Below are 25548 nucleotides of genomic sequence, written 5' to 3' on the forward strand. Positions count from 1 at the left end.
GCCGCACCGGGGTCGACCGTGCGCGCCACGACGGCGCCGGACGAAGGAGCTGGGGTGTCGACGAAGAGTCGCGAGCGCGAGCAGGCGCGCCGCCGTGAGGAGAAGTGGGACCAGCACGTGGCCCAGCTCCGCGCGAAGCGCCAGCGGACCTGGTCGATCGTCGGCGTCGTCGCGGCGCTCGTGGTGATCGGCGTCGCCGTGTGGTGGGCGCTGTCCGCCACCCAGGCGCCGGGCACCGACGCGGGGAGCGACGGCGACGGGACAGCGCCCTCGTCCTCCGGCGAGCACACGCTGCCCCCCGCGTCCGCCGCCGAGGGGCGCGACTGGACGTCGACGCTCACCACGAGCGCGGGCGACCTCACCCTCACGCTCGACGGCGAAGCGGCCCCGCAGGCGGTCGCGAGCTTCGTGTCCCTCGCGGAGTCCGGGTACTTCGACGGCACCTCGTGCCACCGTCTCACCACGTCGGGCATCTACGTGCTGCAGTGCGGCGACCCGACCGGCACGGGAACCGGCGGCCCGGGCTACTCGTTCGGCCCCATCGAGAACCCCCCGTCCGACGACGTCTACCCCGCCGGGACCGTCGCCATGGCCCGCCAGGGCGGGAACGCCGAGTCGATGGGCTCCCAGTTCTTCCTCGTCTACGAGGACTCGACCATCCCGTCCGACGCGGCGGGTGGTTACACGGTGTTCGGCACCATCACGTCCGGCCTGGACGTCGTCCAGGCAGTCGCTGACGCGGGGACGCAGGACGGATCCGGCGACGGGTCCCCCGCCACCCCGGTCACCATCGAAGGAGTTGAGACCCAGTGAGCGATCCCGCCCAGGACCAGGCGAGCGCACCGGCACCGGAGCCCGCGGAGGCGAGCGAGACCGGACGGGTCGACGCGACAGACGTGGAGCCGACGGACGCCCCGGCCGTCACCGATGCGGCCGACGACGCCGCCGACGCGACCGAGAACCCGGCCCCCGCTGACGAGCAGCCCGCGGACGAGCAGCCCGCGGACGAGCCCGCCGCCGAGCTGCAGCCCGACGTCCCGGCCGAGCAGGCGACGGACGACACCGCGACGGACACCGCGACGAGCGCGGAGGAGACCGCCCCGGACGTCGCCGAGCCCGCGAGCGACGTCGCGCCGGCTGAGCCGACCGACGCGCCGACCGCGGAGGCGCAGGACTCCGAGACGCCCGCGACAGACGACCCGGCACCCGCGACCGACGACGTCGGCGAGACCGAGGCCGTCGCCGAGGAGGCCGTCGTCGAGACCGAAGCCGTCGCCGAGGAGGCCGTCGTCGAGACCGAAGCCGTCGCCGAGGAGGCCGTCGTCGAGACTGAGGCCGCGGCGGCGCCGAAGCCCGCCGCTCCGCGACCGGGCCCCCGCCCCAAGCCCTCCGCCGTGCCCCACCCGCCGCGCAAGCCCGCCCCGGCAGCAGCGGGCGGCCCGGCCGCTCCGGCCGCCGTGCCCGAGGTGCCCGCGGTCCCGGCGCTCGCCGACGACTCGGCGGCCGCGAAGGCCGCGGCGGAGTTCGGCCGCGTCGACGAGGACGGCACCGTCTACGTCCGCGAGAGCGCGGGCGAGCGCTCCGTGGGTCAGTTCCCCGGTGTCGACACCGAGGAGGCGCTCGCGCTGTACGTGCGGCGCTACCTCGATCTCCAGGCGAAGGTCGCGCTCTTCGAGGCACGACTGACGAGCACCGACCTGTCCGTCAAGGAGATCGACCAGACGATCGCCCGTCTCAGTGAGGAGACTGCCGAGCCGTCCGCGGTCGGCGACCTCGACGGCCTGCGCGCGCAGGTCGAGGCGCTGCGCGGTGCCGCGGCCGAGCGCCGCGGTCAGCTCGAGGCGGAGCGCACCGCCGCCAAGGCGGCAGCGCTCGAGGCCCGGACCGAGATCATCGAGGCGGCCGAGAAGATCGCCGCGACCGACCCGAGTCGCATGCAGTGGCGGCCCGCCGGCGAGGAGCTGCGCGGCCTGCTCGACCGCTGGAAGGAGGCGCAGCGCTCCGGCCCGCGCATCGACCGGGCGAGCGAGGAGGCGCTCTGGAAGCGGTTCAGCCACGCGCGGACGGCGTTCGACCGCGAGCGCCGGCACTACTTCGCCGAGCTCGAGCAGCGCAACGCCTCCGCCAAGACGGCCAAGGAGAAGCTCGTCGCCGAGGCCGAGGCGCTGTCGTCCAGCACCGACTGGGGACCGACGGCGGGCGCGTACCGCGACCTCATGGCGCGGTGGAAGGCCGCCGGCCGCGCGAGCCGCAAGGACGACGACGCGCTGTGGGCCCGGTTCCGCGCAGCGCAGGACACGTTCTTCCAGGCCCGTGACGCGGTGAACTCGGCGACCGACGCCGAGTACGCCGCGAACCTCGAGGTCAAGGAGGCGCTGCTGACGGAGGCGGAGAAGCTCGTCCCGGTCAAGGACCTCGGTGCGGCGAAGGCCGCGCTGCGCGACCTCCAGGAGCGCTGGGAGGAGGCCGGCCGCGTGCCCCGCGGCGACCTGCAGCGCGTCGAGGGCCGCCTGCGTGCCGTCGAGAACGCCGTCCGCGACGCCGAGCAGGCGCAGTGGACGCGGACCAACCCCGAGACGCGGGCGCGCGCCGAGGGTGCCGCGGCGCAGCTCGAGTCCGCGATCGAGGGGCTCGAGGCGGACCTCGCGGCCGCGCAGGGCCGCGGCGACGCGCGCGCGGTCAAGGACCTCGAGACCGCGCTGACCGCACGTCGTGCCTGGCTCGAGCAGGTCGTGCGTGCGGCGGAGGACTCGCGCGGCTGACGCTGCCGTCCCGCACTCTGCTCGGGCCCGGAAGGGGCCGGCGCTCGTCCACAGGCGAGCACCGGCCCCTTCCGCGTGCCCGGGCCGATGGTGCACGGTGTGCGCATGCCGCCCGCCCCTCGCACCGCCTCACCCTCACCCTCACCCGCCGCGACCCTGACGCAGCTGCTCGCACCGCGCGACACGGACGTGGGGCTGCTCGTCGTTCCGGCGGACGTCGGTGGGCACGCTGCCTTCCAGGACCTCGTGCGGTCGGGGGCGCTCCGCCGCCTCTGGGGCGACGTCGCCGCGCCCGCGCTCGTTCCGGACACGCCGACCCTCCGTGCGCTCGCGGTCCGCGACCTGGTCCCGCAGGGGACCGTCCTCGCCGGGAGCGCCGCGGCCTGGGTGCTGTGCGGCTCGCCCGCGCCGCGCACGCTCGACGTCGTGTACCCGCCCGGTCGGCACCGTCCCGCACCTCTCGCGGGCCGGGCGCCGCGCCAGTCGCACGTGCTGCGCGACGACCGGACCCTAGTCGCGGGCGTGCAGGTGACGTCGGTCGTGCGGACCGCCCTCGACGTGGCGACGCGGTGCGAGTCGGACGAAGCGCTGAGCATCCTCCGCCGGTTGCGCGACGTGTGCGGGCTCGAGCCCCGCCTCGCGGCCCGGTCGCTCGAGCTGCGCCACCGGTGGTCCCGGCGGCCGCGGGCGCGGCGCACCCTCGCGCTCCTGCTCGCCGGGGAGGACGACCCGGTCTAGGTTGGTCGGCATGGCCGCAGCCACGACACCTCCCGTGGAGCTCGACGTCCGGGGCCGGACCGTGCGCGTCACGAGCCCGGACCGCGTCGTCTTCCCCGCGCGAGGAGTGACCAAGCTCGACGTCGTGCAGTACTTCCTCAGCGTCGGTGACGGGATCCTCGGCGCCCTGGTCGACCGCCCGACCACGCTCGAGCGCTGGCCCAAGGGCGTGTTCGAGGGGGCGCGGATGAGCACCCGCACCGACAACACCGGCGACGCGTTCTACCAGAAGCGCGTCCCCAAGGGCGCGCCCGACTACGTGCGCACCGCACGCATCGCCTTCCCGAGCGGGCGGACCGCCGACGAGGTGTGCCCGACCGAGCTCGCCGTCGTCGCGTGGGCCGCGAACCTCGGGACGTTGACGTTTCACCCGTGGCCTGTCCGGGGCGAGGACGTCGAGGCCGTGGACCAGCTCCGCATCGACCTGGACCCGCAGCCCGGGACCGACTTCGACGACGCCGTGCGCGTCGCGCCGCACCTGCGCGAGGTGCTCGACGAGCTGGGCCTGCCCGGGTACCCGAAGACGTCGGGCGGGCGCGGCATCCACGTCTTCGTGCCGATCACGCCCGAGTGGGACTTCGTCGCGGCGCGCCGCGCGACGATCGCGATCGGGCGCGAGCTCGAGCGCCGCCTCCCCGAGCAGGTCACCACCAAGTGGTGGAAGGAGGAGCGCGGCGCCAAGATCTTCGTCGACTACAACCAGATGGCGCGCGACCGCACCATCGCCTCGGCGTACTCGATCCGCTCCAACCAGCGCGCTACGGTGTCCGCTCCCCTGCGCTGGGAGGAGCTCGGTGACGTCCACCCGGACGACTTCGACGTGCTGTCGATGCCCGCGCGCTTCGCCGAGGTCGGCGACCTCTTCGCGCCGCTGCGCGCCGACCGTGACGACCCGGGGGCATCGCTCGAGCCCGCCCTCGAGCTGTCCCGGCGCGACGAGGCCGAGCACGGGCTCGGCGACCTGCCCTATCCCCCGGAGTACCCGAAGATGCCGGGCGAGCCCAAGCGCGTGCAGCCGAGCAAGGACCGCGATCGGCCCCGCGCCTAGCGTCCCGATGCCGGCCGCAGCACGACCCGCGCGTCAGTCGACGCCGGGGGCGCCCGGCAGGATGTCGGTGAGCTCGTAGCGCACCGGCTCCTCGAGCTGGTCGTAGGTGCACGACGACGGGTCGCGGTCGTCGCGCCAGCGCCGGAACTGCGCCGTGTGCCGGAACCGCGTGCCCTCCATGTGGTCGTACGCCACCTCGAGCACGCGCTCGACACGCAGCGGCGTGAACGACAGGTCCTTGCCGGAGCTCCACCGCGACACCGCCCCCGGCATCCGCTCGCCTGCAGGGTTCTCCCAGCCGGACCACGGGTGCGCGTCGGCCTCCGGCGTGCCCGGCTCGACGACGAGCGGCGCCAGCTCGGAGACGAGAGCCGCCCGGCGCGCCGCCGGGAACGACGCGGCGACTCCCACGAACTGGAGCTGGCCACCGTCGTCGTACAGCCCGAGCAGGAGCGACCCGAGCAGCGGATTCGCGGGCGTCGACGTCTTGTGCAGGCGGTACCCGGCGAGCACGACGTCCGCCTCGCGCCCGTGCTTGATCTTGAGCATCGCGCGCTTGTTCGGCTGGTAGGCCCCGTCGAGCGGCTTCGCGACGACGCCGTCCAGCCCCGCGCCCTCGAAGGTGTCGAACCACTCGCGCGCGACCGCGACGTCGCGGGTGCGGGGGGTCGCGTGCACCGCGGGGCCGTCGAGCCCGAGCGAGTCCAGCACCTCGTGGCGTCGCGCCAGCGGCTCGCCCGTGAGGTCGTCGTCACCGAGCGCGAGCACGTCGAACACGACCAGCGCGGCAGGCGTCTGCTCGGCGAGCAGGCGCACCCGCGAGGCGGCGGGGTGGATCCGCTGCTGGAGCACCTCGAACTCGAGGCGCCCGTCCTGGGCGACGACGATCTCGCCGTCGACCACGCAGCGGGGCGGGAGGGCTGCGCGCACCGCGTCGACGACCTCCGGGAAGTAGCGCTCCATCGGGCGTGCGTTGCGGCTGTCGAGCCGCACCTCGTCGCCGTCGCGGTACACGATCGCGCGGAACCCGTCCCACTTGGGCTCGTAGACGTACCCGCCGTCCACGGCGTCGGGCTCGGGCACGTCGGGCACGGACTTCGCGAGCATGGGCAGCACGGGAGGCATGACGGGCAGGTCCATGTGCCGATGCTGCCACCGGCCGCGGCGTGCGGCACCACGACACGTCCGGGGCACCGACCGTCGTCGCCCGCGTGCCGCGAGCGCGCCCGGTCAGGCCGGGAGCTGCGTCGCCTCGGCGGCCTTCGTCCCCGTGATGCGGTAGACGTCGAACACGCCGTCGACCTTGCGGACCGCGCTGAGCACCTGCGCGAGGTGCGCCGGCTCCGCCATCTCGAAGACGAAGCGGGACATCGCGACGCGGTCGTTCGACGTCGACACGGTGGCCGAGAGGATGTTCACGTGGTTGTCCGACAGGACGCGCGTGACGTCGGAGAGCAGGCGCGCCCGGTCGAGCGCCTCGACCTGGATCTGGACGAGGAACATCGCGTTGCTGCCCGTGGTCCACGAGACGTCGACGATCCGCTCGGGCTGGTTGCGCAGCCCGACGACGTTCGCGCAGTCCGCGCGGTGCACGCTCACGCCCTGGCCGCGCGTGATGAAGCCGATGATCTCGTCGCCGGGGACGGGGGTGCAGCACTTGGCGAGCTTGACCCAGATGTCGTCGACGCCCTTGACCATGACGCCGGGGTCCCCCGTGCGCACGCGGCGCGCGGTGTGCCCGGGGCGCGCGGTCTCCGCGACGTCCTCGACCGTGCCCTCCTCGCCGCCCATCGCCTGGACGAGCTTGGAGACGACGTTCGCCGCCGACACCTGTCCCTCGCCGATCGCGGCGTACAGGGCCGTGACGTCGGCGAAGCGGAGCTCGTTGGCGAGCGCGACGAGCGACTCGTGCGACAGCAGGCGCTGGATCGGCAGGTTCTGCTTGCGCATCGCCTTGGCGATCGCGTCCTTGCCGTGCTCGACGGCCTCCTCGCGGCGCTCCTTGGAGAACCACTGCCGGATCTTGTTGCGCGCGCGGGGGCTCTTGACGAACGCGAGCCAGTCCCGGCTCGGTCCCGCGTTCTCGGACTTCGAGGTGAGGACGTCGACGGAGTCGCCGTTCTCCAGCGTCGAGTCGAGCGGCACGAGGCGCCCGTTGACGCGCGCACCCATGGTCCGGTGCCCGACCTCGGTGTGCACCGCGTAGGCGAAGTCGACCGGGGTGGACCCCGCGGGCAGCGCCATGACGTCGCCCTTGGGCGTGAAGACGTAGACCTCGGCGCCGCCGATCTCGAAGCGCAGCGAGTCGAGGAACTCCGCGGGGTCCGCCGTCTCGCGCTGCCAGTCGACGAGCTGGCGCAGCCACCGCATGTCGTTCGCCGCGGTGTCGTCCTTCGCGGTCTTCCCGCCCGACTTCGCGGTCTCCTTGTACTTCCAGTGCGCCGCGACGCCGTACTCCGCGCGCCGGTGCATCTCGTGCGTGCGGATCTGGATCTCGACGGGCTTGCCGCCGGGCCCGATGACCGTCGTGTGCAGCGACTGGTACATGTTGAACTTCGGCATCGCGATGTAGTCCTTGAAACGCCCGGGCACGGGGTTCCACCGCGCGTGCAGCGCGCCGAGCGCCGCGTAGCAGTCCCGGACGCTGTCCACGAGGACGCGCGCTCCGACGAGGTCGTAGATCTCCGCGAAGTCGTGCCCGCGCACGATCATCTTCTGGTAGATCGAGTAGTAGTGCTTGGGCCGCCCGGTCACCGTCGCCTTGATCTTGGCGCTGCGCAGGTCCGCCGTGACCTGCTCGCGCACGACCGCGAGGTACTCCTCGCGTGCGGGAGCCCGCTCGGCCACGAGGTGCACGATCTCGTCGTACACCTTGGGGTACAGGGCCTGGAACGAGAGGTCCTCGAGCTCCCACTTGATCGTGTTCATGCCGAGGCGGTGCGCGAGCGGCGCGTAGATCTCGAGCGTCTCGCGCGCCTTGCGGCCCGCCGAGGACGACGAGACGTACTTCCAGGTGCGCGCGTTGTGCAGCCGGTCGGCGAGCTTGATGACGAGCACGCGGATGTCGCGCGCCATGGCGACGACCATCTTGCGCACCGTCTCGGCCTGCGCCGCGTCCCCGTACGTCACCTTGTCGAGCTTGGTCACGCCGTCGACGAGCATGGCGATCTCCTCGCCGTACTCCTCGGTGAGCTGCGCGAGGGAGTAGTCGGTGTCCTCCACCGTGTCGTGCAGCAGCGCGGCGGCGAGCGTCGACCCGTCGAAGCCGAGCTCGGCGAGGATCGTCGCGACGGCGACGGGGTGCGTGATGTACGGGTCGCCGCTCTTGCGCAGCTGCCCCCGGTGCGCGCGCTCCGCGGTCTCGTAGGCGCGCTCGATGACCGTGAGGTCGGTCCGGGGATGGTTGGTGCGGACGGCCTGGAGCACGGGCTCGAGCGCCGGGCTGCCGGCGTTCGGCCGGGCACCGAAGCGCACGAGGCGCGACCGCACCCCGCGTCCGCCGGAACCGCCCTGCCCCGGGGTCGGCTGCGCGCCCGCCTTCTCCGGGGCGCGCGACGTCCGGGTGTTCTCGCTCATGCGCGCCTCCCTTCGCAGGCCGGCGATCGCCGACACCGTGTCGACGACCAGCCGAGACGACCGGAGTGGCAATCCTACGACTCGACGTGGACGAGCGTGGTCACGTCGCGGCCCGCGAGCCGCTCGCGACCACCCAGGCCCTCGAGCTCCATGAGGAACGCGAGGCCGACGACGACGCCTCCCCCGCGCTCGACGAGCTCGGCGCCCGCGGCCGCCGTGCCCCCGGTCGCGAGCACGTCGTCCACCACGAGAACACGCGCACCGGTCGGCAGTGTTCCCGAGCGCAGCTCGATCGTCGCGGTGCCGTACTCGAGGTCGTACGTCACGGCGTCCGTGGGCGGCGGTAGCTTGCCCGCCTTGCGCAGCGGCACGAAGCCGACGCCCAGGTGCGTCGCGAGCGGGGCGCCGATCAGGAAGCCCCGCGCCTCCATACCCGCGACGAGGTCGATGCCGCCCGCCGCGCGCGCCACGTCCCCGAGCGCCTCGACGACGTGACCGAAGGCCTCGCCGTCGGCGAGGAGCCCGGTGATGTCGCGGAAGGTGATGCCGGGGCCGGGGTAGTCGGGCACAGCGCGGACGAGCTCGAGAACGCGGGACGCCCGCTGCGCGCCGAGACCGGCGAGGCCGACGGCCCGCAGGCCGTCCACCTCGCCGGTCGGCGTGTGGCTCGCGTCGGTCATCGCGGCCGACGACGGCGCGGCTGCGCCTTGTTGCCCAGGTGCTCGCCCGGCTGGAGCTGGCGGTGCCCCGCCCCGACGCCGGCTGCCGCGAGCGCGGCGTCCTCGTCGTCGCCCGCCGCCTCGACGCGCTCGGCCCGCAGTGCGAGCACCTTCGCCGTGTGGTCCCGGATCGGCTTCTCGCGCTCGCGCAGGGCGACCTCGAGCGGCGTGGCGAGGTAGACCGACGAGTACGCGCCCACGGCCATGCCGACGAAGAGCGCGAGCGCGATGTCGCGCAGCGTGCCGGCACCGAGGAGGAACGCACCGATGAAGAGGATGCCCGCGACCGGGAGCAGCGCGACGATCGAGGTGTTGATCGAGCGCACGAGCGTCTGGTTGATCGCGAGGTTCGCCCGCTCGGCGTAGGTGCTCCGCGTCTGGTCGAGGACGCCCGCGGTGTTCTCCCGCACCTTGTCGAACACCACGACCGTGTCGTAGATCGAGTACGCGAGGATCGTCAGGAGCCCGATCACGGTCGCCGGGGTGATCTCCCAGCCGATGAGCGCGTAGATGCCGACCGTGACGACCAGGTCGTGGAACAGCGCGATGACCGCGGCGAGCGCCATGCGCCAGTTCCGGAAGTAGACCGTCATGACCAGGCTGACGAGCAGCAGGAACACGACGAGACCGACGACCGCCTTCTGGGACACGTCCTTGCCCCAGGTCGGGCCGATGTAGGAGCTCGTCACCTCGCCCGTCGAGACGCCGTAGGCGTCGGCGAGCTCCGTGGCGACCTGCTCGACCTGCTCGTTGCTGAGCTCGGCGGTCTGGATCCTGACCGTGCTCGAGCCCACCGAGGTGACGCGCGGCACCTCCTCGGGCGCCACCGCCGCGACGGCGTCGAGCGCCGGCTGCTGCGACGTGTCGGACACGCCGGAGACCGTGAACTCGGACCCGCCGCGGAACTCGATCCCGAGGTTGAGGCCACCACCCGCCATGCGGATGCCGATGACCCCGAGCGAGAGGACGACCAGGACGATCGCCACCAGGAAGTAGCCGCGTCGCTTCGCGACGATGGCGTAGGACCGACGGCCCGTGTACAGGTCGTTGCCCCACTGGGCGAAACCGCTGGCCATCAGTGCTTCTCCTCGTTCTCGTCGCCCGCCGCGTCAGCGGAGGGAGACCCGTCGTCGCCGGACGCCGCGGCGGCGCGCCGTTCGGCCGCCCGGCGTTCAGCGATGGTCATGCGCGGCCCGTCGGAGCGGCCCACGCCGGCGCCGACGGTCTCCCGCACCGGCGCCGCGCGCGTGGGCTCGGGGGCGTCCGTCACCGGCGCGTCCTCGGGCTCCGCGCCCGCGACCGGCGCGGCCTCGGTGGTGGTCGCGCCGACGACGCGACCACGGCCCGCGTACCGCGCGGTCCGCACGCCCAGGCGCCGGGGGTCGAGGCCCGAGGCCGGGTGGCCGTTCGCGAAGAACTTCGTCCGGGCGAGCAGCTGCATCAGCGGGTGCGTGAAGAGGAACACCACGACGAGGTCGACGAGCGTCGTCAGACCGAGCGTGAAGGCGAAGCCGCGCACACCGCCGACTGCCAGGTAGTACAGGACGATCGCGGCGACGAAGTTCACGGCATCCGAGGCGAGGATCGTGCGGCGCGCGCGCTGCCAGCCCTTCTCGACCGCAGAGTTCAGCGTCCGGCCGTCGCGCAGCTCGTCGCGGATGCGTTCGAAGTACACGATGAACGAGTCTGCGGTGATACCGATCGCCACGATGAGTCCCGCGACGCCGGCGAGCGAGAGGCGGTACCCGATAGTCCACGACAGGACCGAGATGACGCCGAACGTGATGACGGCGGCGATGCCGAGCGACGCGACGGTGACGAGCCCCAGCATCCGGTACTGGAAGAGCGAGTAGATGACGACGAGGAGCATGCCGATCGCACCGGCGAGGAGGCCCTTCTCGAGCTGCTCGGAGCCGAGCGTCGCGGAGATCTGCTCCTGGCTCTGCACCTCGAACGTGAGGGGCAGCGAGCCGAAGTTGAGCTGGTTCGCGAGCGTCGCCGCGCTGTCGCGCGTGAAGCTGCCGGAGATCTCAGCCTTGCCGTCCGGGATGGCGACCTGCGACACCGGCGCCGAGATCACCAGACCGTCGAGCACCATCGCGAACTGGTTCTGGGGGGCCGGGAGCGACGTGAGACGGGTCGTGACGTCGCGGAACGCCTGGGTACCCTCGCCGTCGAACTCGATGTTGACGACCCACTCGTTCGTGACGACGCCGTTCTGGCCGACCCGCAGGCCGGAGTTGGCGTTCGAGATGTCGGTGCCCTCGATCTCGACGGGACCGAGGATGTACTTGGCGGAGCCGTCGTCGGCGCACGCGACGAACGCGGAGTCGGTCGGGCCGCTGTCGCCGCCGACGAGGTTCTCCGGGAGCGTGCAGTCGAGCGCGTCGAACTGCTCCTGCAGCTCCGGCGTGATCTGGGCGAGGTCGCTCGGGTTCTCCGGACGCGTCGCCTCCTCGGCCGGGTCGGTCGTGGCGTCGTCCGCGGGCGCGTCCGTCGCCTCGTCGGCGGCCGGGTCGCCGGTCTCCTCGGAGGCTGCGTCACCGGACTCGGCGGCGTCCGCGGACTCCGTCGCCTCGGGTGCGTCCTCGGCCGCGGCGTCGTCGCCCGCAGCCGCGTCGGCCGCCTCGTCCGCCGGCGTCGCGGTCGGCATCCCCACGGTCAGCACGGGCCGGAAGCGCATCTGCGCCGACGTGCTGACGAGGTCGATCGTCTCCTGGGAAGGCTGCCCGGGGATCCCGACGACGATGTTGTTCTGACCCTGGCTCGTGATCTCCGCCTCGGACACGCCCTGCGCGTCGATGCGCTGGCGGATGACGTTGATCGCCTGGTTGATGTCCTCGGCCGTCGGCTGCGAGCCGTCGGTGGTGACGGGCTGCAGGATGATCTGCGTGCCACCCTCGAGATCGAGCGCGAGGCCCGGGGTGAGGCTCGCCCCGCCCGGGTTGTCCTCGGTCTTCGGGTCGAGCTTCGTGCCCGCGAAGAGGGACCCGAAGAGGACGACGATGAGGATTCCCAGGGTGACGAGGGTCCGTACGGGCCTCGCTCGTGTGCTGCTGGTGGCCAACTGTCCGTCTCTTCTCGTGCGTGTGCGGTGGGCCTCGAGGCCCACCGCGTCAGACCGGTCGCGGCAGCGACCGGCTTAAGGTCACTTGGTGTCGGTGCCGTCGTCCCGGCGCCCGCGGTCCTTCTCCGACCCGTCGTCGGTCAGACCGGACAGGTCGTCGGGGACGACGAGGTCGTCGACGTCCCCCTTCGACGTGCTGGGGTCAGGGTTCGCGCTGCCGTAGACGGCGGCGGGCTCGGACGAGTCGTCGCCCTCCGTCTCCTCGGTCTCCTCGACCGGGGGGTCGACGAGCTTCGCGATGGCCGCCCGCAGCCACCGGGACTGGTTCCCCGGCGTGGACTCGATCGTGATGACGTCGGCCTCGTCGTCGACGTCGACGATCGTGCCGAACATGCCCGAGCCCGTCATCACCTCCTGCCCGGGGGCGAGGGTCGCCCGGAAGTTCTGGGCTTCGCGCTGCTGCTTGCGGGTGCGGCTGGTCATGAGGAACATCGCACCCGCCGCGAGGGCGAGGATGAGGATGAAGCTGATATCCATGACGGAGTCTCGTGTCCTGTTCTGTGCGGGATCTGCGCGCAGTCTAGGCGTGCGCGCACGGTTCACCAACGAGCCGTCTCGCCGCGGAGTTCCGCCCGCTCGGGTCCCGACCATTCTAGGACCACGTTCGGAGCGCCTGTGACCGCCGTCACGGAGCCCGTCAGGAGGCCGCGACAGAGCTGTCGTCAGGTGTCGAACAGGGTGCCGCCCTCGCGCGGCGGGGTGAGCCCGAGGTGGGCCCACGCGGCCGGCGTCGCGACGCGTCCCCGGGGCGTCCGCCCGACCAGTCCCTCGCGCACGAGGTACGGCTCGGCGACCGTCTCGACCGTCTCCGCCTCCTCGCCGACCGTCACGGCGAGCGTCGTCAGCCCCACCGGCCCGCCGTTGAAGCGCGTGCACAGCGCGGTGAGGACCGCCCGGTCGAGGCGGTCGAGGCCGATGGGGTCGACCTCGTAGACCTCGAGCGCCGCGCGCGCGGCCGCGAGGTCCATGCTCCCGTCGCCGCGGACCTGCGCCCAGTCGCGCACGCGCCGCAGGAGACGGTTGGCGATGCGCGGCGTGCCGCGCGAGCGGCCGGCGATCTCGCGCGCGGCGTCGGGGTCGAGCGCCACGCCGAGCAGCCCGGCGGACCGGGAGAGCACGCGCTCGAGCTCGTCGCTCGAGTAGAAGTCGAGGTGCCCGGTGAAGCCGAACCGGTCGCGCAGGGGCGCGGGCAGCAGTCCCGCGCGCGTCGTCGCGCCGACCGCCGTGAACGGGGGCAACGAGAGCGGGATCGCGCTCGCGCCCGCGCCCTTGCCCACGACGACGTCGACCCGGAAGTCCTCCATCGCCATGTAGAGGAGCTCCTCCGCCGGCCGCGCGAGGCGGTGGATCTCGTCGATGAAGAGGACCTCGCCCTCCTCGAGCGAGGAGAGCACGGCCGCCAGGTCGCCCGCGTGCTGGATCGCCGGGCCGGACGTCACGCGCAGCGACGTCCCGAGCTCGGCCGCGATGATCATGGCGAGCGTCGTCTTGCCGAGCCCGGGCGGACCGGACAGGAGCACGTGGTCCGGCGAGCTGCCGCGGGCGAGCGCGGCCTGGAGCACGAGCGAGAGCTGGTCGCGCACGACCGCCTGCCCGACGAACTCCTCGAGCCGGCGCGGACGCAGCGCCGCCTCTGCGGCACGCTCGAGGTCGTCGGCACCCGCCGCGACGATCCGCTCGGACGAGAACGTCCCGTCCCCGCCGAACCCGTCGACGCCCACCTGGTCGAAGCTCGCCACGGTCAGCCCCTCGGTCCGCCGAGGACGCGGAGCGCCGCGCGCAGCGCGCCGGCCACGTCGGGCGCCTCGACGACGTCGACACCGGCCTCCGCGAGCACGGTGGAGACGGCGTCGTCCGCGGCCTTGAGGTTCCAGCCGAGGCCCACGAGCGCCTCGACCACCTGGTCGCGTCGGTCGTCGACCTGACGCGGACCTGTCCCGACGGCGGCCGCGCCGGCCCCGGGGGCGTCGGCACCCGTGGGCGGCCCGAGCTTGTCGCCCAGCTCGAGCGCGATCCGCTGCGCTCCCTTGTTCCCGATGCCGGGGACGCGGACGAGGGCCGCGATGTCGGCGCCGGCCACGGCACGGCGCAGGGCGTCGGGCGTGTGCACGGCGAGCATCGCGAGCGCGAGCCGCGGCCCGACGCCGCTGACGGTCTGGACGGTCTCGAAGACGCTGCGCTCGTCGTCGTCGGCGAACCCGTAGAGGGTGAAAGAGTCCTCGCGGACCACGAGGCTCGTCGCGAGCCGGGCGTCCTCGCCGACGCGCAGGCCCGCGAGCGTGGCCGGCGTCGCGTGCACGAGGTAGCCCACTCCCCCGACCTCGAGCACGGTGCGGTCGAGCTGGACGCTCGCCACGAGTCCGCTCAGCGACGCGATCACCCAGGCTCCTCTCCCGGTCGGCAGCGCCGACCTGGTCCGATGGTCCGCCGGCCCGACGGCCTCGGCCGCGCCGAGGAGTGCGTCGAACACCCGTACGACCGCGGTCACTCTAGCAAGGTGCGCCCACGCCCCGGGCGACCGACACGGGAGCCGTCAGCGCGGTGCCCGCCGGCCCTTCGCCGCGTGCTCCGCCGCGGCCCAGGCGCGCTGCGCCGGGGTCAGCTCGTGCCGCTCGCCGCCCTGGAGCGCACCCGACGGCCGCCACAGGTGGCAGATGGCGAGCGCGAGCGCGTCGGCGGCGTCCGCGGGCTTCGGTGGCTCCGCGAGCCCCAGGATGCTCGCCACCATGCGCTGGACCTGCTCCTTGCCCGCGCGCCCGCTCCCGGTGACCGCGGCCTTGACCTCGGACGGCGTGTGCAGCGCGACGGGGACACCCCGCCTCGCCGCGCCGACCATCGCGAGGCCCGCGGCCTGGGCCGTGCCCATCACGGTCCCGACGTTGTGCTGGGCGAAGACGCGCTCCACCGCGACGACGTCCGGCACGTGCTCGTCGAACCACGCGTCCAGACGCTCGGAGATCCGCAGGAGCCGCAGGTCCACGCTGAGGTCGGGATCCGTCCGGATCACGCCCACGGCCACCAGCTCGGCCCGCCGCCCCCGCGCGGAGTCCACCACCCCGACACCGCACCGGGTCAGCCCAGGATCCACACCGAGAACGCGCACGCCGCTACCCTCCCACGACCCGCCGACGAAGCCGCGACGCCCCGCGGGAACGCGGAGTGGTGAGCCGACGCCGGCGGGGTGGGTGGGATGCGCGCGGTCGTGGCGGGCCTGGCGGGAGCCGCGAGGAACGAGCGGCGGATGGTAGACCGCGCGCATCCCACCCGCCCCGCACCCAGGGCGACCACATCGGTCACCTCGGGTGACGCCGGCGGTCAGTCGTCGTTCTCGAGCTCCGCCATGACCTCGTCCGACGCGTCGAAGTTCGCGTAGACGTTCTGCACGTCGTCGCTGTCCTCGAGCGCGTCGATGAGACGCAGGATCTTGCGCGCCCCGTCGGCGTCGACCTCGACCTCCATCGAGGGGTGCCAGATCGAGTCGGCGGAGTCGTACTCGAGGCCCGCCTCCTGGATCGCGGTGCGCACGGCGACGAGGTCGCTCGCCTCGCACAGCACCTCGATCACCTCGCCCTGGTCCGTGACCTCCTCGGCGCCCGCCTCGAGCGCGGCGAGCATGACGTCGTCCTCGGTCACACCCTCCGCCTTCGGCACGACGACGAGGCCCTTGCGCGAGAAGAGGTACGACACCGAGCCGGGGTCGGCGAGGTTGCCGCCGTTGCGGCTGAACGCGAGGCGCACCTCGGAGGCGGCGCGGTTCTTGTTGTCCGTGAGGCACTCGACGAGGACGGCGATCCCGTTGGTGCCGTAGCCCTCGTACATGATCGTCTGGTAGTCGACGGCGTCGGCGCCTGTGCCGGACCCGCGCTTGACGGCGCGGTCGATGTTGTCGTTGGGGACCGACGACTTCTTCGCCTTCTGGATGGCGTCGAACAGCGTCGGGTTGCCCGCGGGGTCACCGCCGCCCGTGCGCGCCGCGACCTCGATGTTCTTGATGAGCTTCGCGAAGAGCTTGCCGCGCTTGGCGTCGATGGCCGCCTTCTTGTGCTTGGTCGTGGCCCACTTGGAATGCCCTGACATGCGTTCCTACCCCTTCGCGATTCTGACGAACAGCTCGTGCACGCGCGCGTCCCCGGAGATCTCCGGGTGGAACGAGGTGGCGAGCAGCGATCCCTGCTGGACTGCGACGATCCTACCGGCGGCGGCTGCGGGGATGCCGGGCGCCTCCTGCTCGGGGATGCGGGCGAGCACCTCCACGCCCGGGCCGACCTCCTCGACCCACGGCGCGCGGATGAACACCGCGTGCACCGTGCCGACCCCGTCGTCGCCCTCCGGACGGCCCTCCTGCGGGCCGAGGCCGGCGAAGGCGAGGTCGGTCTCGAACGAGTCGACCTGCCGCCCGAACGCGTTGCGCCGGACCGTCACGTCGAGCCCGCCGAGGGTCCGCTGGTCCGCGGTGCCGCCGAGGATGCGGTCGGCCAGCAGGATCATGCCGGCGCACGAGCCGTAGACCGGCAGGCCCTCGGCGATGAGAGCGCGCAGCGGCTCGTCGAGCTCGAACATGCGCAGGAGCTTGTCGATGGTCGTCGACTCGCCCCCGGGGAGCACGAGCCCGTCGACCGCGGCGAGCTCCTCGGGACGCCGTACGCCGACCGTGCGCGCACCCGCGGCCTCGAGCGCGGCGCGGTGCTCGCGCACGTCGCCCTGCAGGGCCAGGACTCCGATCGTGATCGTCACGAACGGGAATGATACGTCCGTCTGCGCCCGCGCCCGTCCCGGGCCGTTGCTAGCCTCGCCGTCGTGACCACTCCGCCCGGCCCCGGACCCACGCCGCCCTACCCCGGCCCGCCGCCGTCCGGGTATCCAGGCCCCTCGACGCCGTACCCCGGCCTCCCGCCCCGTCCGCCGCGGAGCACGCGCGGCGCGACGGTCCTCGTCGTGGTCGGCGCGGTCCTGCTCGTGGTCGCGCTCGTCGCGGGCGTCCTCGGCGTCACGACCTTCGTGCGGGCGCTGCCCACGGGCGTGGTCGACGGGACCGGTGCCCCGGGCTCGGCCGCCCTCGCCTCCGGCGACGTCCCGGGCGAGGCGGAGATCGCGCTGTCGGGCGGCCAGCCGTACAGCGTGTGGGCGGTCGTGCCGATCGGTGCCGGGGGCTTCGACACCGACGACGTCACCGTCTCGTGCCCGGACGGCGACCTCGAGGTGCGCGCGCCCTCCGTCTCGGGGAGCTCCGGCTTCGGCTCGCACGAGGCGACGACCGTCGCCGAGGTGACCTCGCCGTCGGCCCAGACCTGCACCGTGTCCGTCGCGCAGGGTGACGCCTCGCCCGGGGCGACGTTCGTCGTCACGGAGGGGTGGAGGTTCGGCGAGTTCTTCGCGACCGTCGGCGGCACGATCCTGCTGTGGTTCGTCGCGATCGGCGGGGTGCTGCTGGGCCTGGGGCTCCTCGTCGGCGGGATCGTGTGGCGCGTCGTCGCGCGCCGGCCGTAGCGGTGGCGTATCCCCTCCGCGGAGGGGATACGCGGAGGGCTCAGTCCTCGCGCGCGATCCCCAGGTGGTGCGTCACGCCGTCCCACCCGCCCAGCAGGGGGGCGACGAGGTCCGGCAGACCCTCGGGAAAGACCTCGATCTCGACGCCGCGCAGGTCGCCGAGCGACCACCAGCGCATCTCGTCGACGACGTCGTGCTCGACGTCGGTCCACCCGTCGCGGCTCAGCTCGTCCCCCGCCGCGCCGCTCGCCACGCGCGCGAGGTAGAGCACCTCGTCCTGGCGGCAGTGCTGGCGGTAGAAGTCGAAGATCGCGCTGCGCGTGTAGACCGGCCCGACGAGCGCGCCCGGGTCGAGCCGGATCCCGGTCTCCTCGCGGACCTCGCGCAGCGCGGCGTCGCGGTCGCTCTCACCGGGGTCGACGCCCCCGCCGATGGTGAACCACCACGAGCGGTCAGGCTGGTCGACGTCGTGCCCGCGGGCCAGGAGGATGCGGTCGGCGTCGTCGAGGAGCAGGACGCGCGCGCCCCGGCGGAAGTAGAGCCCGTCGTCCCCGAGCACCCAGTCGGGGCCCAGGGACGACGGCGCTCCGGCGGCCTCGGCCACGACGGCTCAGCCGTCCGTCGCCGGCGCGACGGCGGACGGCCGAGCCGAGGGACGCACTGTCACCAGCCGCGCTCGGCGAACTGGATCGACCGCGCGGGCTCGTCGACGTTGAGGCCGACCATCGCCTCGCCCAGGCCGCGCGAGACCTTCGCGATCACGTCGGGGTCGTCGTAGAACGTCGTCGCCTTGACGATCGCGGCGGCGCGCTGCTCCGGGTTGCCGGACTTGAAGATGCCCGAGCCGACGAACACGCCCTCGGCACCGAGCTGCATCATCATCGCGGCGTCGGCCGGCGTGGCGATGCCGCCCGCGGTGAACATGACGACAGGCAGCTTGCCCGTCGCGGCGACCTCCTTGACGAGCTCGTACGGCGCCTGGAGCTCCTTGGCCGCGACGAACAGCTCGTCCTCCGGGAGCGAGGTGAGGCGGCGGATCTCGGCGCGGATCGTGCGCATGTGCGTCGTCGCGTTGGAGACGTCGCCCGTGCCGGCCTCACCCTTCGAGCGGATCATCGCCGCGCCCTCGGTGATGCGGCGCAGCGCCTCGCCGAGGTTCGTCGCCCCGCACACGAACGGGACGGTGAACTGCCACTTGTCGATGTGGTGGGCGTAGTCGGCCGGCGTGAGGACCTCGGACTCGTCGACGTAGTCGACGCCGAGCGACTGGAGCACCTGCGCCTCGACGAAGTGGCCGATGCGGGCCTTCGCCATGACCGGGATGGAGACGGCTGCGATGATGCCGTCGATCATGTCGGGGTCGGACATGCGCGAGACGCCACCCTGCGCGCGGATGTCCGCGGGCACGCGCTCGAGGGCCATGACCGCGACCGCGCCGGCGTCCTCGGCGATCTTCGCCTGCTCGGGCGTGACGACGTCCATGATGACGCCGCCCTTGAGCATCTCGGCCATCCCGCGCTTGACCTTGGCGGTGCCGACGGCGCCGGCGCTCTCCGCGGTCGCGGCGCCCGGGGCGCTCTCGGCAGGGACGTTCTGGTCGGCCACGTTGGTCACCGGTACCTCACACCTTCAGGTCAGGGGAACGTCGCGCGCACGCGCACGGACGCCGTCGAACAGGCTCGACGGCACATGCTCCCACGCGCTCCCATCCTATCGCCGGGGCGTCCGCCCGACCCCCGCCCCGAGCCCGCGCGCAGCGCGCCGCCTGCGGTCCGCGGAGGGGTCAGTCCGGCGTGCCCGCCGACGCGGCGGGGCGCACGAGCACGTCGGGCGCGGCGTCGTCGAGCTCGACCGTCGCGGGCATCGGCGCGTGCCCGGCGAGGTGGAACAGCCGCACCCACCACTTGCGCCGCACGCGCTGCGCCTGGGCGACGGCCTCGTTGTGGAACCGGCGCGCGAGCTGCGCGCGGTACCAGGCCGCGGAGAGCGAGCCGAGCAGCTCGTCGCCGGCGGACCCGGACCGCAGCTCGGCGACGTCGTTTGCGTCCTCGAGGGCCGAGCGGAGCGTGGCCGTGAGGTCGCTCTCGGCGAGGGCGCGCGACTCGGCCATGCCGCCCAGGAGACGCCGGGGCCGCGGCCCCTCGGGCGCCAGGCCCGGCACCTGGTCGACGAGCCGGCTCGTGTCGTCGTCGTCGTCGAGCACGGCGTGCGCCGCCTCGGCGACGAGGATCGAGCTGGCCGGGTCGAGCTCGCCCGAGGCAGCCAGGTCGACGGCGGCCGACGCCCGGCGCACGAGCTGCGCGTCGAGCGCCAGCCGCGAGGCCATGACCTTGCGGTGCAGCCGGTCGAGCCGCGACGCGGCGACCCACAGGAGCCACGCCACCAGCGCGGCGACCACGAGGACGAGGACGGTGGTCTCGGACCAGGTCACGGGCGGCCTCCCTCGTCGTCGCGCGACCGGCCCAGGAGGCGTCCGCCCCGCCGCGAGCGCGGGTCCTCGTGGACCGGGATGACCGCCTCGGACGCCGCGAGCACCGTCTCGTAGACGGCGAGCACCTGGGCGGTCACGGCCGACCAGTCGAAGCGCCGGACGAACTCGCTCGCGCGGGCCCGGTAGGCGTCGCGCCGCGGAGGGTCGGCGAGCACGTCGAGCACCGCGGCGGCGAGCGCGTCCGGGTCGCCTACCGCGAACAGCGCCCCGGCCGCGCCGTCGTCGAGCACGCGCCGGAACGCGCCGAGGTCGCTCGCAACCACGCACGCGCCGGCGCTCATCGCCTCGACGAGCACGATGCCGAAGCTCTCGCCCCCGGTCTGCGGCGCGATGTAGAGGTCGACGGACGCGAGCATGCTCGCCTTGTCCTCGTCGCTCACACCGCCGAGGAACTCGACCGACGCGGCGTGCTCCCCCAGCGCCTCGATCGCGGCCTCGCGGCCGTCGTCGCCGCGGCCCGCGACGAGGAAGCGTGCGCCGGGGACCTTCGCGAGGATCGCCGGGATCGCCGCGGCGAGCACGGGCAAGCCCTTGCGCGGCTCGTCCAGGCGGCCGAGGAAGCCGATGGTCGGCGCGTCGGGCGTGCCCTGCCACGCGGGGTTCGCGGGCGCGGACTCGAACGTGTCGACGTACACCCCGTTGGGGATGACGACGGCGTCCCCGCCGAGGTGGTCGACGAGCGTGCGCCGCGCGTCCTCCGAGACGGCGATGCGGGCGTCGATCTTCTCCAGGCTCTGCCGGACGAGCGGGTAGGCGACCTGGAGCGCGCGCGAGCGCACGATCGAGGTGTGGAACGTCCCGACGATCGGGCCCTGGGCGATCCACAGCGCGACCATGCTCAGCGACGGGTTCACGGGCTCGTGGATGTGGAGCACGTCGAACCGGCCCGCCTCGAGCCAGCGCCGGACCCGGCCCGCGGTGCGCGGGCCGAACGTCACGCGCGCGACCGACCCGTTGTACCGGACCGGGACCGCGCCCCCCGCGGGCGTCAGGTAGTCCGGCACGGGCGTGTCGTCGTCGGCGGGGGCGAGCACGGAGACCTCGTGGCCCTGGGCCATGAGCGCCTCGGCGAGGTCGCGCACGTGGAACTGGACCCCGCCGGGGGCGTCGAACGAGTAGGGGCACACGATGCCCACGCGCAGGCTCATGCGGCCCGCTCCGCGCTCTGCTCGCCTGCGGCGGCCCGGGTCCGGGCGTAGCGCGCGGGGTCGAGGTCGTCGACGAACACCTTCTGGAGCATGTGCCAGTCCTCGGGGTGCTCGCGGATCGCGACGCTCAGCGCGTCCACCCAGCCCTGGGTCGCCAGCGCGACCTGCTCGGAGCGCGGGACGTCCCGCGCGATCTCCACGCGCGGGAAGAAGCGGATGACGAGGCCCCACGGCGAGCCCGCCGCGCGGCGTCGTGCGCCCCGCAGCCGCTCGTAGTAGATCCCAGCCGGGACCAGCGGCGTCCCGGTGCTCACGGCGAGCGCCGCAGGCCCCGCCGCGACGCGCGCGCGGTGGCCGAACAGGTCGACCTCCACGCCCCGGTGGGTGAGGTCGCGGTCGGCGAGCAGCGGGATGATCTTGCCCGGCCTGCTCGCACCGCGGACGAGGTCGCGGAAGACGTCGCCGTCACCGAGCGCGAGGATCTCCAGCCCGATCGAGTTCCGGAACGCGAGGAACTCCTCGAACAGCTCGTCGGGCTTCAGCCGCTCCGCGACGGTGAGCACGGGCGCGATGTTCGGGGTCGCGTACGCGCCCGCCAGGTCCCAGTTGCCCTGGTGCGACAGCGCGAGCACCGGGCTCCGGTCGCCGGCGAGGTGCGGCGCGAGGTTGTCGAGACCCACGACCCGCACCCGGGCCCGGACCCGCTCCGGGGTCCAGGCGGGCAGGGTGAACGCCTCACGGTAGTAGCGCATGTACGAGCGCATCCCGGCGCGCGAGAGCCTGCGCAGGGCGCGCGGCGAGAGGTCGGGGCGCACCCGGGCGAGGTTGCGCTCGAGCTGGCGCACTCCCCCGCCGTGCAGCAGCCAGGTCACGTCGGCGATCGCGCTGAACAGCCCGCGCAGGATCGGCTCGGGGACCTTGCGCGCGTTGCGCCAGGCGAACGTGAACGCCTTGCCGGCGTCGAGGGCCATCAGCGACCGTCCTCCTTCTCCTCGGTGCGCGTGCTCACCCGGGCGAGCGCCTGACGGCGCACGGTGGCCACGCGCTGCACGACCGTGACCGCGCTCGCGAGGGCGAGCAGCCCCAGGACGACCACGAGCACGACGGGCGGCACGCCCAGCCCCACGATCCCGGCGGCGACGAGCGCGGCGACGAGCCGGTCGGCCCGCTCGGCGATCCCGACCTGCGCCGTCATGCCGACGCTCTCGGCGCGGGCTCGCGCGTACGGGACGACCGCGCCGAGCGCGAGGCACGCGAGCGCGACGCCGGTCCCCCAGGCGGCGAGGTCCGGCGTCAGGCGCGGGTCGTCGGCGCGCACGAACCACAGCGTCAGGCCGACGAACACGGCCGCGTCGGCGAGCCGGTCGAGCGTCGAGTCGAGGAACGCGCCCCAGGGCCCCGACCGGCCGGCGCGGCGCGCCATGACGCCGTCGAGCACGTCGGCGAAGGCGCAGACCATGACGACCATGACCCCCGCGAACAGGTGGCCCGTCGGGAAGAGCCACAGGGCGCCGACGACGACGCCGACGGTCCCGGCGACCGTCACCGCGTCCGGGCTCACGCCGAGGCGGAGCAGCAGCGCGGCGAGCGGGGTGAACAGGCGGGTCGTGAGCGCGCGCAGGCGTCCGAACATCAGGCGGTTCCCTCCGCGGGGACGTCGGGTCGGGCGGTCGGCCACGCCGCGGCGAGCCGCGCCCGCGTGTCCGCGAGCAGCTCGGGCACGGCCTTGGTCTGCGCGACGATCGGCAGGAAGTTCGCGTCGCCCGACCACCGCGGCACGACGTGCTGGTGCAGGTGCGCGGCGATGCCGGCCCCGGCGACCGCGCCCTGGTTCATGCCGAGGTTGAACCCGTCGGGCGCCGACACGGCGCGCACGACGCGCATCGAGGTCTGCGTGAGGTGCGCGACCTCGACCGTCTCCGCCTCGGTGAGGTCCGTGTAGTCGGACACGTGACGGTAGGGCACGACCATGAGGTGGCCCGGGTTGTACGGGTAGAGGTTGAGCACGACGTACGCGGTCTCGCCGCGCGCGACGATCAGCCCGTCCTCGTCCGACCGGTCCGGGATGCGGCAGAACGGGCACTGGCCGCGCGAGTCGTCGGCGGGCTTGTCCTGCCCGCCGATGTACACCATCCGGTGCGGCGTCCAGAGCCGGTCGAGGCCGTCGTCGAACCGCGGGTGGCTGTCCGGGAGCTCGACGGTCGCCCTGTGGTCAGGGTCGGGGGCGCCGCCCGGCGCGGCCGTCTCGGCCGCGCCGGGCGACCCCGTGCGCTCGTCGCTCACGTGCCGTCAGACCTGGACGCGGTCGCGGACGGCGGTGACGATGCGCTCGACCGCCTCGGCGACCGGCACGCCGTTGTCCTGGCGGCCGTCCCGGTAGCGGAACGACACGGCGCCGGCCTCGGCGTCCTCGCCGCCCGCGATGAGGACGAACGGCACCTTGCGCGTGCTCGCGTTGCGGATCTTCTTGCCGAACCGGTCGTCCGAGTAGTCGACCTCCGCCCGGATCCCCTGCGCCTTGAGCTGCGCGACGACGTCGGCCACGTAGTCGTTGAACGGCTCGGCGACGGGGACGGCGACGACCTGGACGGGCGCGAGCCAGGCCGGGAACGCGCCCGCGTAGTGCTCGACGAGGATCCCGAAGAACCGCTCGATCGAGCCGAACAGCGCGCGGTGGATCATCACCGGGCGCTGGCGCGAGCCGTCGGACGCCGTGTACTCGAGCTCGAACAGCTCCGGCTCGAAGAAGTCGAGCTGGATCGTCGAGAGCTGCCACGTGCGGCCGATCGCGTCCTTCGCCTGGACCGAGATCTTCGGGCCGTAGAACGCGGCGCCGCCCGGGTCGGCGACGAGCTCGAGGCCCGACTCCGTCGCGACCTGGCGCAGGATCTCGGTCGCCTCCTCCCACGTGGCGTCGTCCCCGACCGACTTCTCCGGGTCCCGCGTCGACAGCTCGAGGTAGAAGTCCTCGAGACCGTAGTCGCGCAGGAGGTCGAGGACGAACGTGAGCGTCGAGGACAGCTCGTCCTTCATCTGCTCGCGCGTGCAGTAGATGTGCGCGTCGTCCTGCGTGAAACCGCGCGCGCGGGTCAGGCCGTGCACGACGCCCGACTTCTCGTACCGGTACACCGTGCCGAACTCGAACAGCCGCAGCGGCAGCTCCCGGTACGAGCGGCCCCGGGAGTTGAACACGAGGTTGTGCATCGGGCAGTTCATCGGCTTGAGGTAGTAGTCCTGCCCGGCGCGCTTGACGTTGCCCTCGTCGTCGAGCTCCTCGTCGAGGTGCATCGGCGGGTACATGCCGTCCGCGTACCAGTCGAGGTGGCGCGACGTCTGGAAGAGGTTCGCCTTGGTGATGTGCGGCGTGCTGACGAACGAGTAGCCCGCCTCGACGTGCCGCTTGCGCGAGTACTCCTCCATCTCCATGCGGATCGTCGCGCCGTTGGGGTGGAACACCGGCAGACCCGAGCCGATCTCCTCCGGGAAGGAGAACAGGTCGAGCTCGTTGCCGAGGCGGCGGTGGTCGCGACGCTCGGCCTCCGCGAGGCGGTCGAGGTACGCCTTGAGCTCGTCCTTGGTCGGCCAGGCCGTGCCGTAGACGCGCTGGAGCTGGGGGTTCTTCTCGCTGCCGCGCCAGTACGCCGCGGCCGAGCGCATGAGCTGGTAGCCGTTGCCGATCAGGCGCGTGCTCGGCAGGTGCGGACCGCGGCACAGGTCCTTCCAGACCACGGTCTCGCTCTCGCGCCCGGCACCGCGCACGTTGTCGTAGATCGTCAGCTCGCCGCCGCCGACCTCGACGCTCGCACCCTCGGTGTCGTCGGCCGCGCCGCCCTTGAGCCCGATGAGCTCGAGCTTGTACGGCTCGTGGGCCAGCTCGGCGCGCGCCTCGTCCTCCGTCACGACCCGGCGGCGGAAGGTCTGCCCCTCCCGGATGATCCGCGACATCGCCTTGTCGAGGGCCTTGAGGTCCTCCGGCGTGAACGGGGTCTCGACGTCGAAGTCGTAGTAGAAGCCGTCCGTGATGGGCGGCCCGATGCCGAGCTTCGCGTCGGGGTTGACCTGCTGGACGGCCTGGGCCAGGACGTGCGCGGCCGAGTGCCGCAGCACCGCGAGCCCGTCGGGCGAGTCGATGGTCACGCCCTCGACCACGTCGCCGTCGGCGACCGGGGTGTCGAGGTCCTTGAGGACGCCGTTGACGCGGATCACGACGACGTCGCGACGAGCGGCGAACAGGTCCGTCCCCGTCGTGCCCGTCGTCACCGTGGTCTCCTCGGCGTCGAGGGTGATGGTGAGGGGTGACGAGACGACGTCAGACACGTCCGTGCTCCGATCTGCTGGCGGGAGGCGCGCGGCGCGCGCCCGGTCGAGTCCTGCGGCCGGCGGGCCCTGCCCGACAGCACGAAGGGCGCCGTC

General features: G+C 73.4%; 24 protein-coding genes. 5 read left to right on the forward strand and 19 right to left on the reverse strand.

Going from position 1 to position 25548, the window contains the following annotated elements:
• Positions 1-54 precede the first annotated feature (54 nt).
• The 4 genes from ACFVN3_RS09965 (at position 55) to ligD (ending at position 4587) form a co-directional block, all read left to right on the forward strand.
• Entirely contained in the window at positions 55-813 is a 759-nt protein-coding gene (locus tag ACFVN3_RS09965; RefSeq protein WP_378232653.1) for a peptidylprolyl isomerase, read from the forward strand.
• A complete protein-coding gene (locus tag ACFVN3_RS09970; protein ID WP_378232654.1) occupies positions 810-2762 on the forward strand; it encodes a DUF349 domain-containing protein in 1953 nt (650 codons plus the stop codon). The genes ACFVN3_RS09965 and ACFVN3_RS09970 overlap by 4 nt, the downstream gene beginning before the upstream one ends.
• A gap of 105 nt (positions 2763-2867) precedes the next feature.
• Complete coding sequence (locus tag ACFVN3_RS09975; protein ID WP_378232656.1) at positions 2868-3500, forward strand: hypothetical protein; 633 nt, start codon at positions 2868-2870, stop codon at positions 3498-3500.
• A 10-nt stretch (positions 3501-3510) separates the two neighbouring features.
• Positions 3511-4587 carry a non-homologous end-joining DNA ligase gene (gene ligD / locus ACFVN3_RS09980; protein ID WP_378232657.1) on the forward strand — a complete coding sequence of 359 codons (1077 nt, stop codon included), beginning with the start codon at positions 3511-3513 and terminating at the stop codon, positions 4585-4587.
• 33 nt (positions 4588-4620) lie between these two features.
• Here ligD and ACFVN3_RS09985 read toward each other — a convergent pair whose 3' ends face one another.
• The 11 genes from ACFVN3_RS09985 to pdxT all read right to left on the reverse strand — a co-directional run bounded on the left by ACFVN3_RS09985 (position 4621) and on the right by pdxT (position 16743).
• A complete protein-coding gene (locus ACFVN3_RS09985) occupies positions 4621-5727 on the reverse strand; it encodes an ATP-dependent DNA ligase (RefSeq protein WP_378232659.1) in 1107 nt (368 codons plus the stop codon).
• A 90-nt stretch (positions 5728-5817) separates the two neighbouring features.
• Positions 5818-8163, reverse strand: coding sequence for a bifunctional (p)ppGpp synthetase/guanosine-3',5'-bis(diphosphate) 3'-pyrophosphohydrolase (locus tag ACFVN3_RS09990; RefSeq protein ID WP_141388097.1), 2346 nt, complete (start codon positions 8161-8163; stop codon positions 5818-5820).
• 74 nt (positions 8164-8237) lie between these two features.
• Positions 8238-8843, reverse strand: a complete 606-nt coding sequence (locus tag ACFVN3_RS09995) for an adenine phosphoribosyltransferase (RefSeq protein WP_378232661.1) — start codon at positions 8841-8843, stop codon at positions 8238-8240.
• On the reverse strand, positions 8840-9958 hold the full coding sequence (gene secF, locus ACFVN3_RS10000; RefSeq protein WP_047234546.1) for a protein translocase subunit SecF: 1119 nt from the start codon (positions 9956-9958) through the stop codon (positions 8840-8842). The genes ACFVN3_RS09995 and secF overlap by 4 nt, the downstream gene beginning before the upstream one ends.
• Positions 9958-11949: a protein translocase subunit SecD gene (secD, locus tag ACFVN3_RS10005; RefSeq protein ID WP_378232662.1), complete on the reverse strand. Its 1992-nt coding sequence runs from the start codon at positions 11947-11949 to the stop codon at positions 9958-9960. Before secD ends, secF begins: the two co-directional genes overlap by 1 nt.
• An 81-nt stretch (positions 11950-12030) precedes the next feature.
• Positions 12031-12486, reverse strand: coding sequence for a preprotein translocase subunit YajC (yajC, locus tag ACFVN3_RS10010; protein WP_378232663.1), 456 nt, complete (start codon positions 12484-12486; stop codon positions 12031-12033).
• A gap of 185 nt (positions 12487-12671) precedes the next feature.
• Positions 12672-13682 (reverse strand): Holliday junction branch migration DNA helicase RuvB, encoded by a 1011-nt coding sequence (ruvB, locus tag ACFVN3_RS10015; RefSeq protein WP_378232789.1) that lies wholly within the window; start codon positions 13680-13682, stop codon positions 12672-12674.
• 68 nt (positions 13683-13750) lie between these two features.
• On the reverse strand, positions 13751-14389 hold the full coding sequence (gene ruvA, locus ACFVN3_RS10020) for a Holliday junction branch migration protein RuvA (RefSeq protein WP_378232664.1): 639 nt from the start codon (positions 14387-14389) through the stop codon (positions 13751-13753).
• Between the two features lie 153 nt (positions 14390-14542).
• Complete coding sequence (ruvC, locus tag ACFVN3_RS10025) at positions 14543-15112, reverse strand: crossover junction endodeoxyribonuclease RuvC (protein WP_378232665.1); 570 nt, start codon at positions 15110-15112, stop codon at positions 14543-14545.
• 212 nt (positions 15113-15324) lie between these two features.
• On the reverse strand, positions 15325-16086 hold the full coding sequence (locus ACFVN3_RS10030) for a YebC/PmpR family DNA-binding transcriptional regulator (RefSeq protein WP_378232666.1): 762 nt from the start codon (positions 16084-16086) through the stop codon (positions 15325-15327).
• 6 nt (positions 16087-16092) lie between these two features.
• The gene (pdxT, locus tag ACFVN3_RS10035) at positions 16093-16743 is read right to left on the reverse strand and encodes a pyridoxal 5'-phosphate synthase glutaminase subunit PdxT (protein ID WP_378232667.1); all 651 of its coding nucleotides are present in this window, start codon (positions 16741-16743) and stop codon (positions 16093-16095) included.
• A 63-nt stretch (positions 16744-16806) separates the two neighbouring features.
• Here pdxT and ACFVN3_RS10040 point away from each other — a divergent pair, with 63 nt between their 5' ends.
• Positions 16807-17496 (forward strand): hypothetical protein, encoded by a 690-nt coding sequence (locus tag ACFVN3_RS10040; protein WP_378232668.1) that lies wholly within the window; start codon positions 16807-16809, stop codon positions 17494-17496.
• Between the two features lie 40 nt (positions 17497-17536).
• Here ACFVN3_RS10040 and ACFVN3_RS10045 read toward each other — a convergent pair whose 3' ends face one another.
• From ACFVN3_RS10045 to thrS, 8 genes are all read right to left on the reverse strand, one after another.
• A complete protein-coding gene (locus ACFVN3_RS10045; protein WP_378232669.1) occupies positions 17537-18100 on the reverse strand; it encodes an NUDIX hydrolase in 564 nt (187 codons plus the stop codon).
• 59 nt (positions 18101-18159) lie between these two features.
• Positions 18160-19101 carry a pyridoxal 5'-phosphate synthase lyase subunit PdxS gene (pdxS, locus tag ACFVN3_RS10050; RefSeq protein WP_378232791.1) on the reverse strand — a complete coding sequence of 314 codons (942 nt, stop codon included), beginning with the start codon at positions 19099-19101 and terminating at the stop codon, positions 18160-18162.
• A 178-nt stretch (positions 19102-19279) separates the two neighbouring features.
• Positions 19280-19927 (reverse strand): hypothetical protein, encoded by a 648-nt coding sequence (locus tag ACFVN3_RS10055; RefSeq protein WP_378232670.1) that lies wholly within the window; start codon positions 19925-19927, stop codon positions 19280-19282.
• The gene (locus ACFVN3_RS10060; protein WP_378232792.1) at positions 19924-21129 is read right to left on the reverse strand and encodes a glycosyltransferase family 4 protein; all 1206 of its coding nucleotides are present in this window, start codon (positions 21127-21129) and stop codon (positions 19924-19926) included. The genes ACFVN3_RS10055 and ACFVN3_RS10060 overlap by 4 nt, the downstream gene beginning before the upstream one ends.
• A gap of 2 nt (positions 21130-21131) precedes the next feature.
• The gene (locus tag ACFVN3_RS10065) at positions 21132-22106 is read right to left on the reverse strand and encodes a phosphatidylinositol mannoside acyltransferase (protein WP_378232672.1); all 975 of its coding nucleotides are present in this window, start codon (positions 22104-22106) and stop codon (positions 21132-21134) included.
• Complete coding sequence (pgsA, locus tag ACFVN3_RS10070) at positions 22106-22768, reverse strand: phosphatidylinositol phosphate synthase (RefSeq protein WP_378232674.1); 663 nt, start codon at positions 22766-22768, stop codon at positions 22106-22108. The genes ACFVN3_RS10065 and pgsA overlap by 1 nt, the downstream gene beginning before the upstream one ends.
• On the reverse strand, positions 22768-23418 hold the full coding sequence (locus tag ACFVN3_RS10075) for an HIT family protein (protein ID WP_378232675.1): 651 nt from the start codon (positions 23416-23418) through the stop codon (positions 22768-22770). Before ACFVN3_RS10075 ends, pgsA begins: the two co-directional genes overlap by 1 nt.
• 6 nt (positions 23419-23424) lie before the next feature.
• Positions 23425-25452 (reverse strand): threonine--tRNA ligase, encoded by a 2028-nt coding sequence (gene thrS, locus ACFVN3_RS10080; protein ID WP_378232676.1) that lies wholly within the window; start codon positions 25450-25452, stop codon positions 23425-23427.
• Positions 25453-25548: the final 96 nt, after the last annotated feature.

It is taken from the genome of Cellulosimicrobium sp. NPDC057862 (genome assembly GCF_042797035.1).
GTDB lineage: Bacteria > Actinomycetota > Actinomycetes > Actinomycetales > Cellulomonadaceae > Cellulosimicrobium.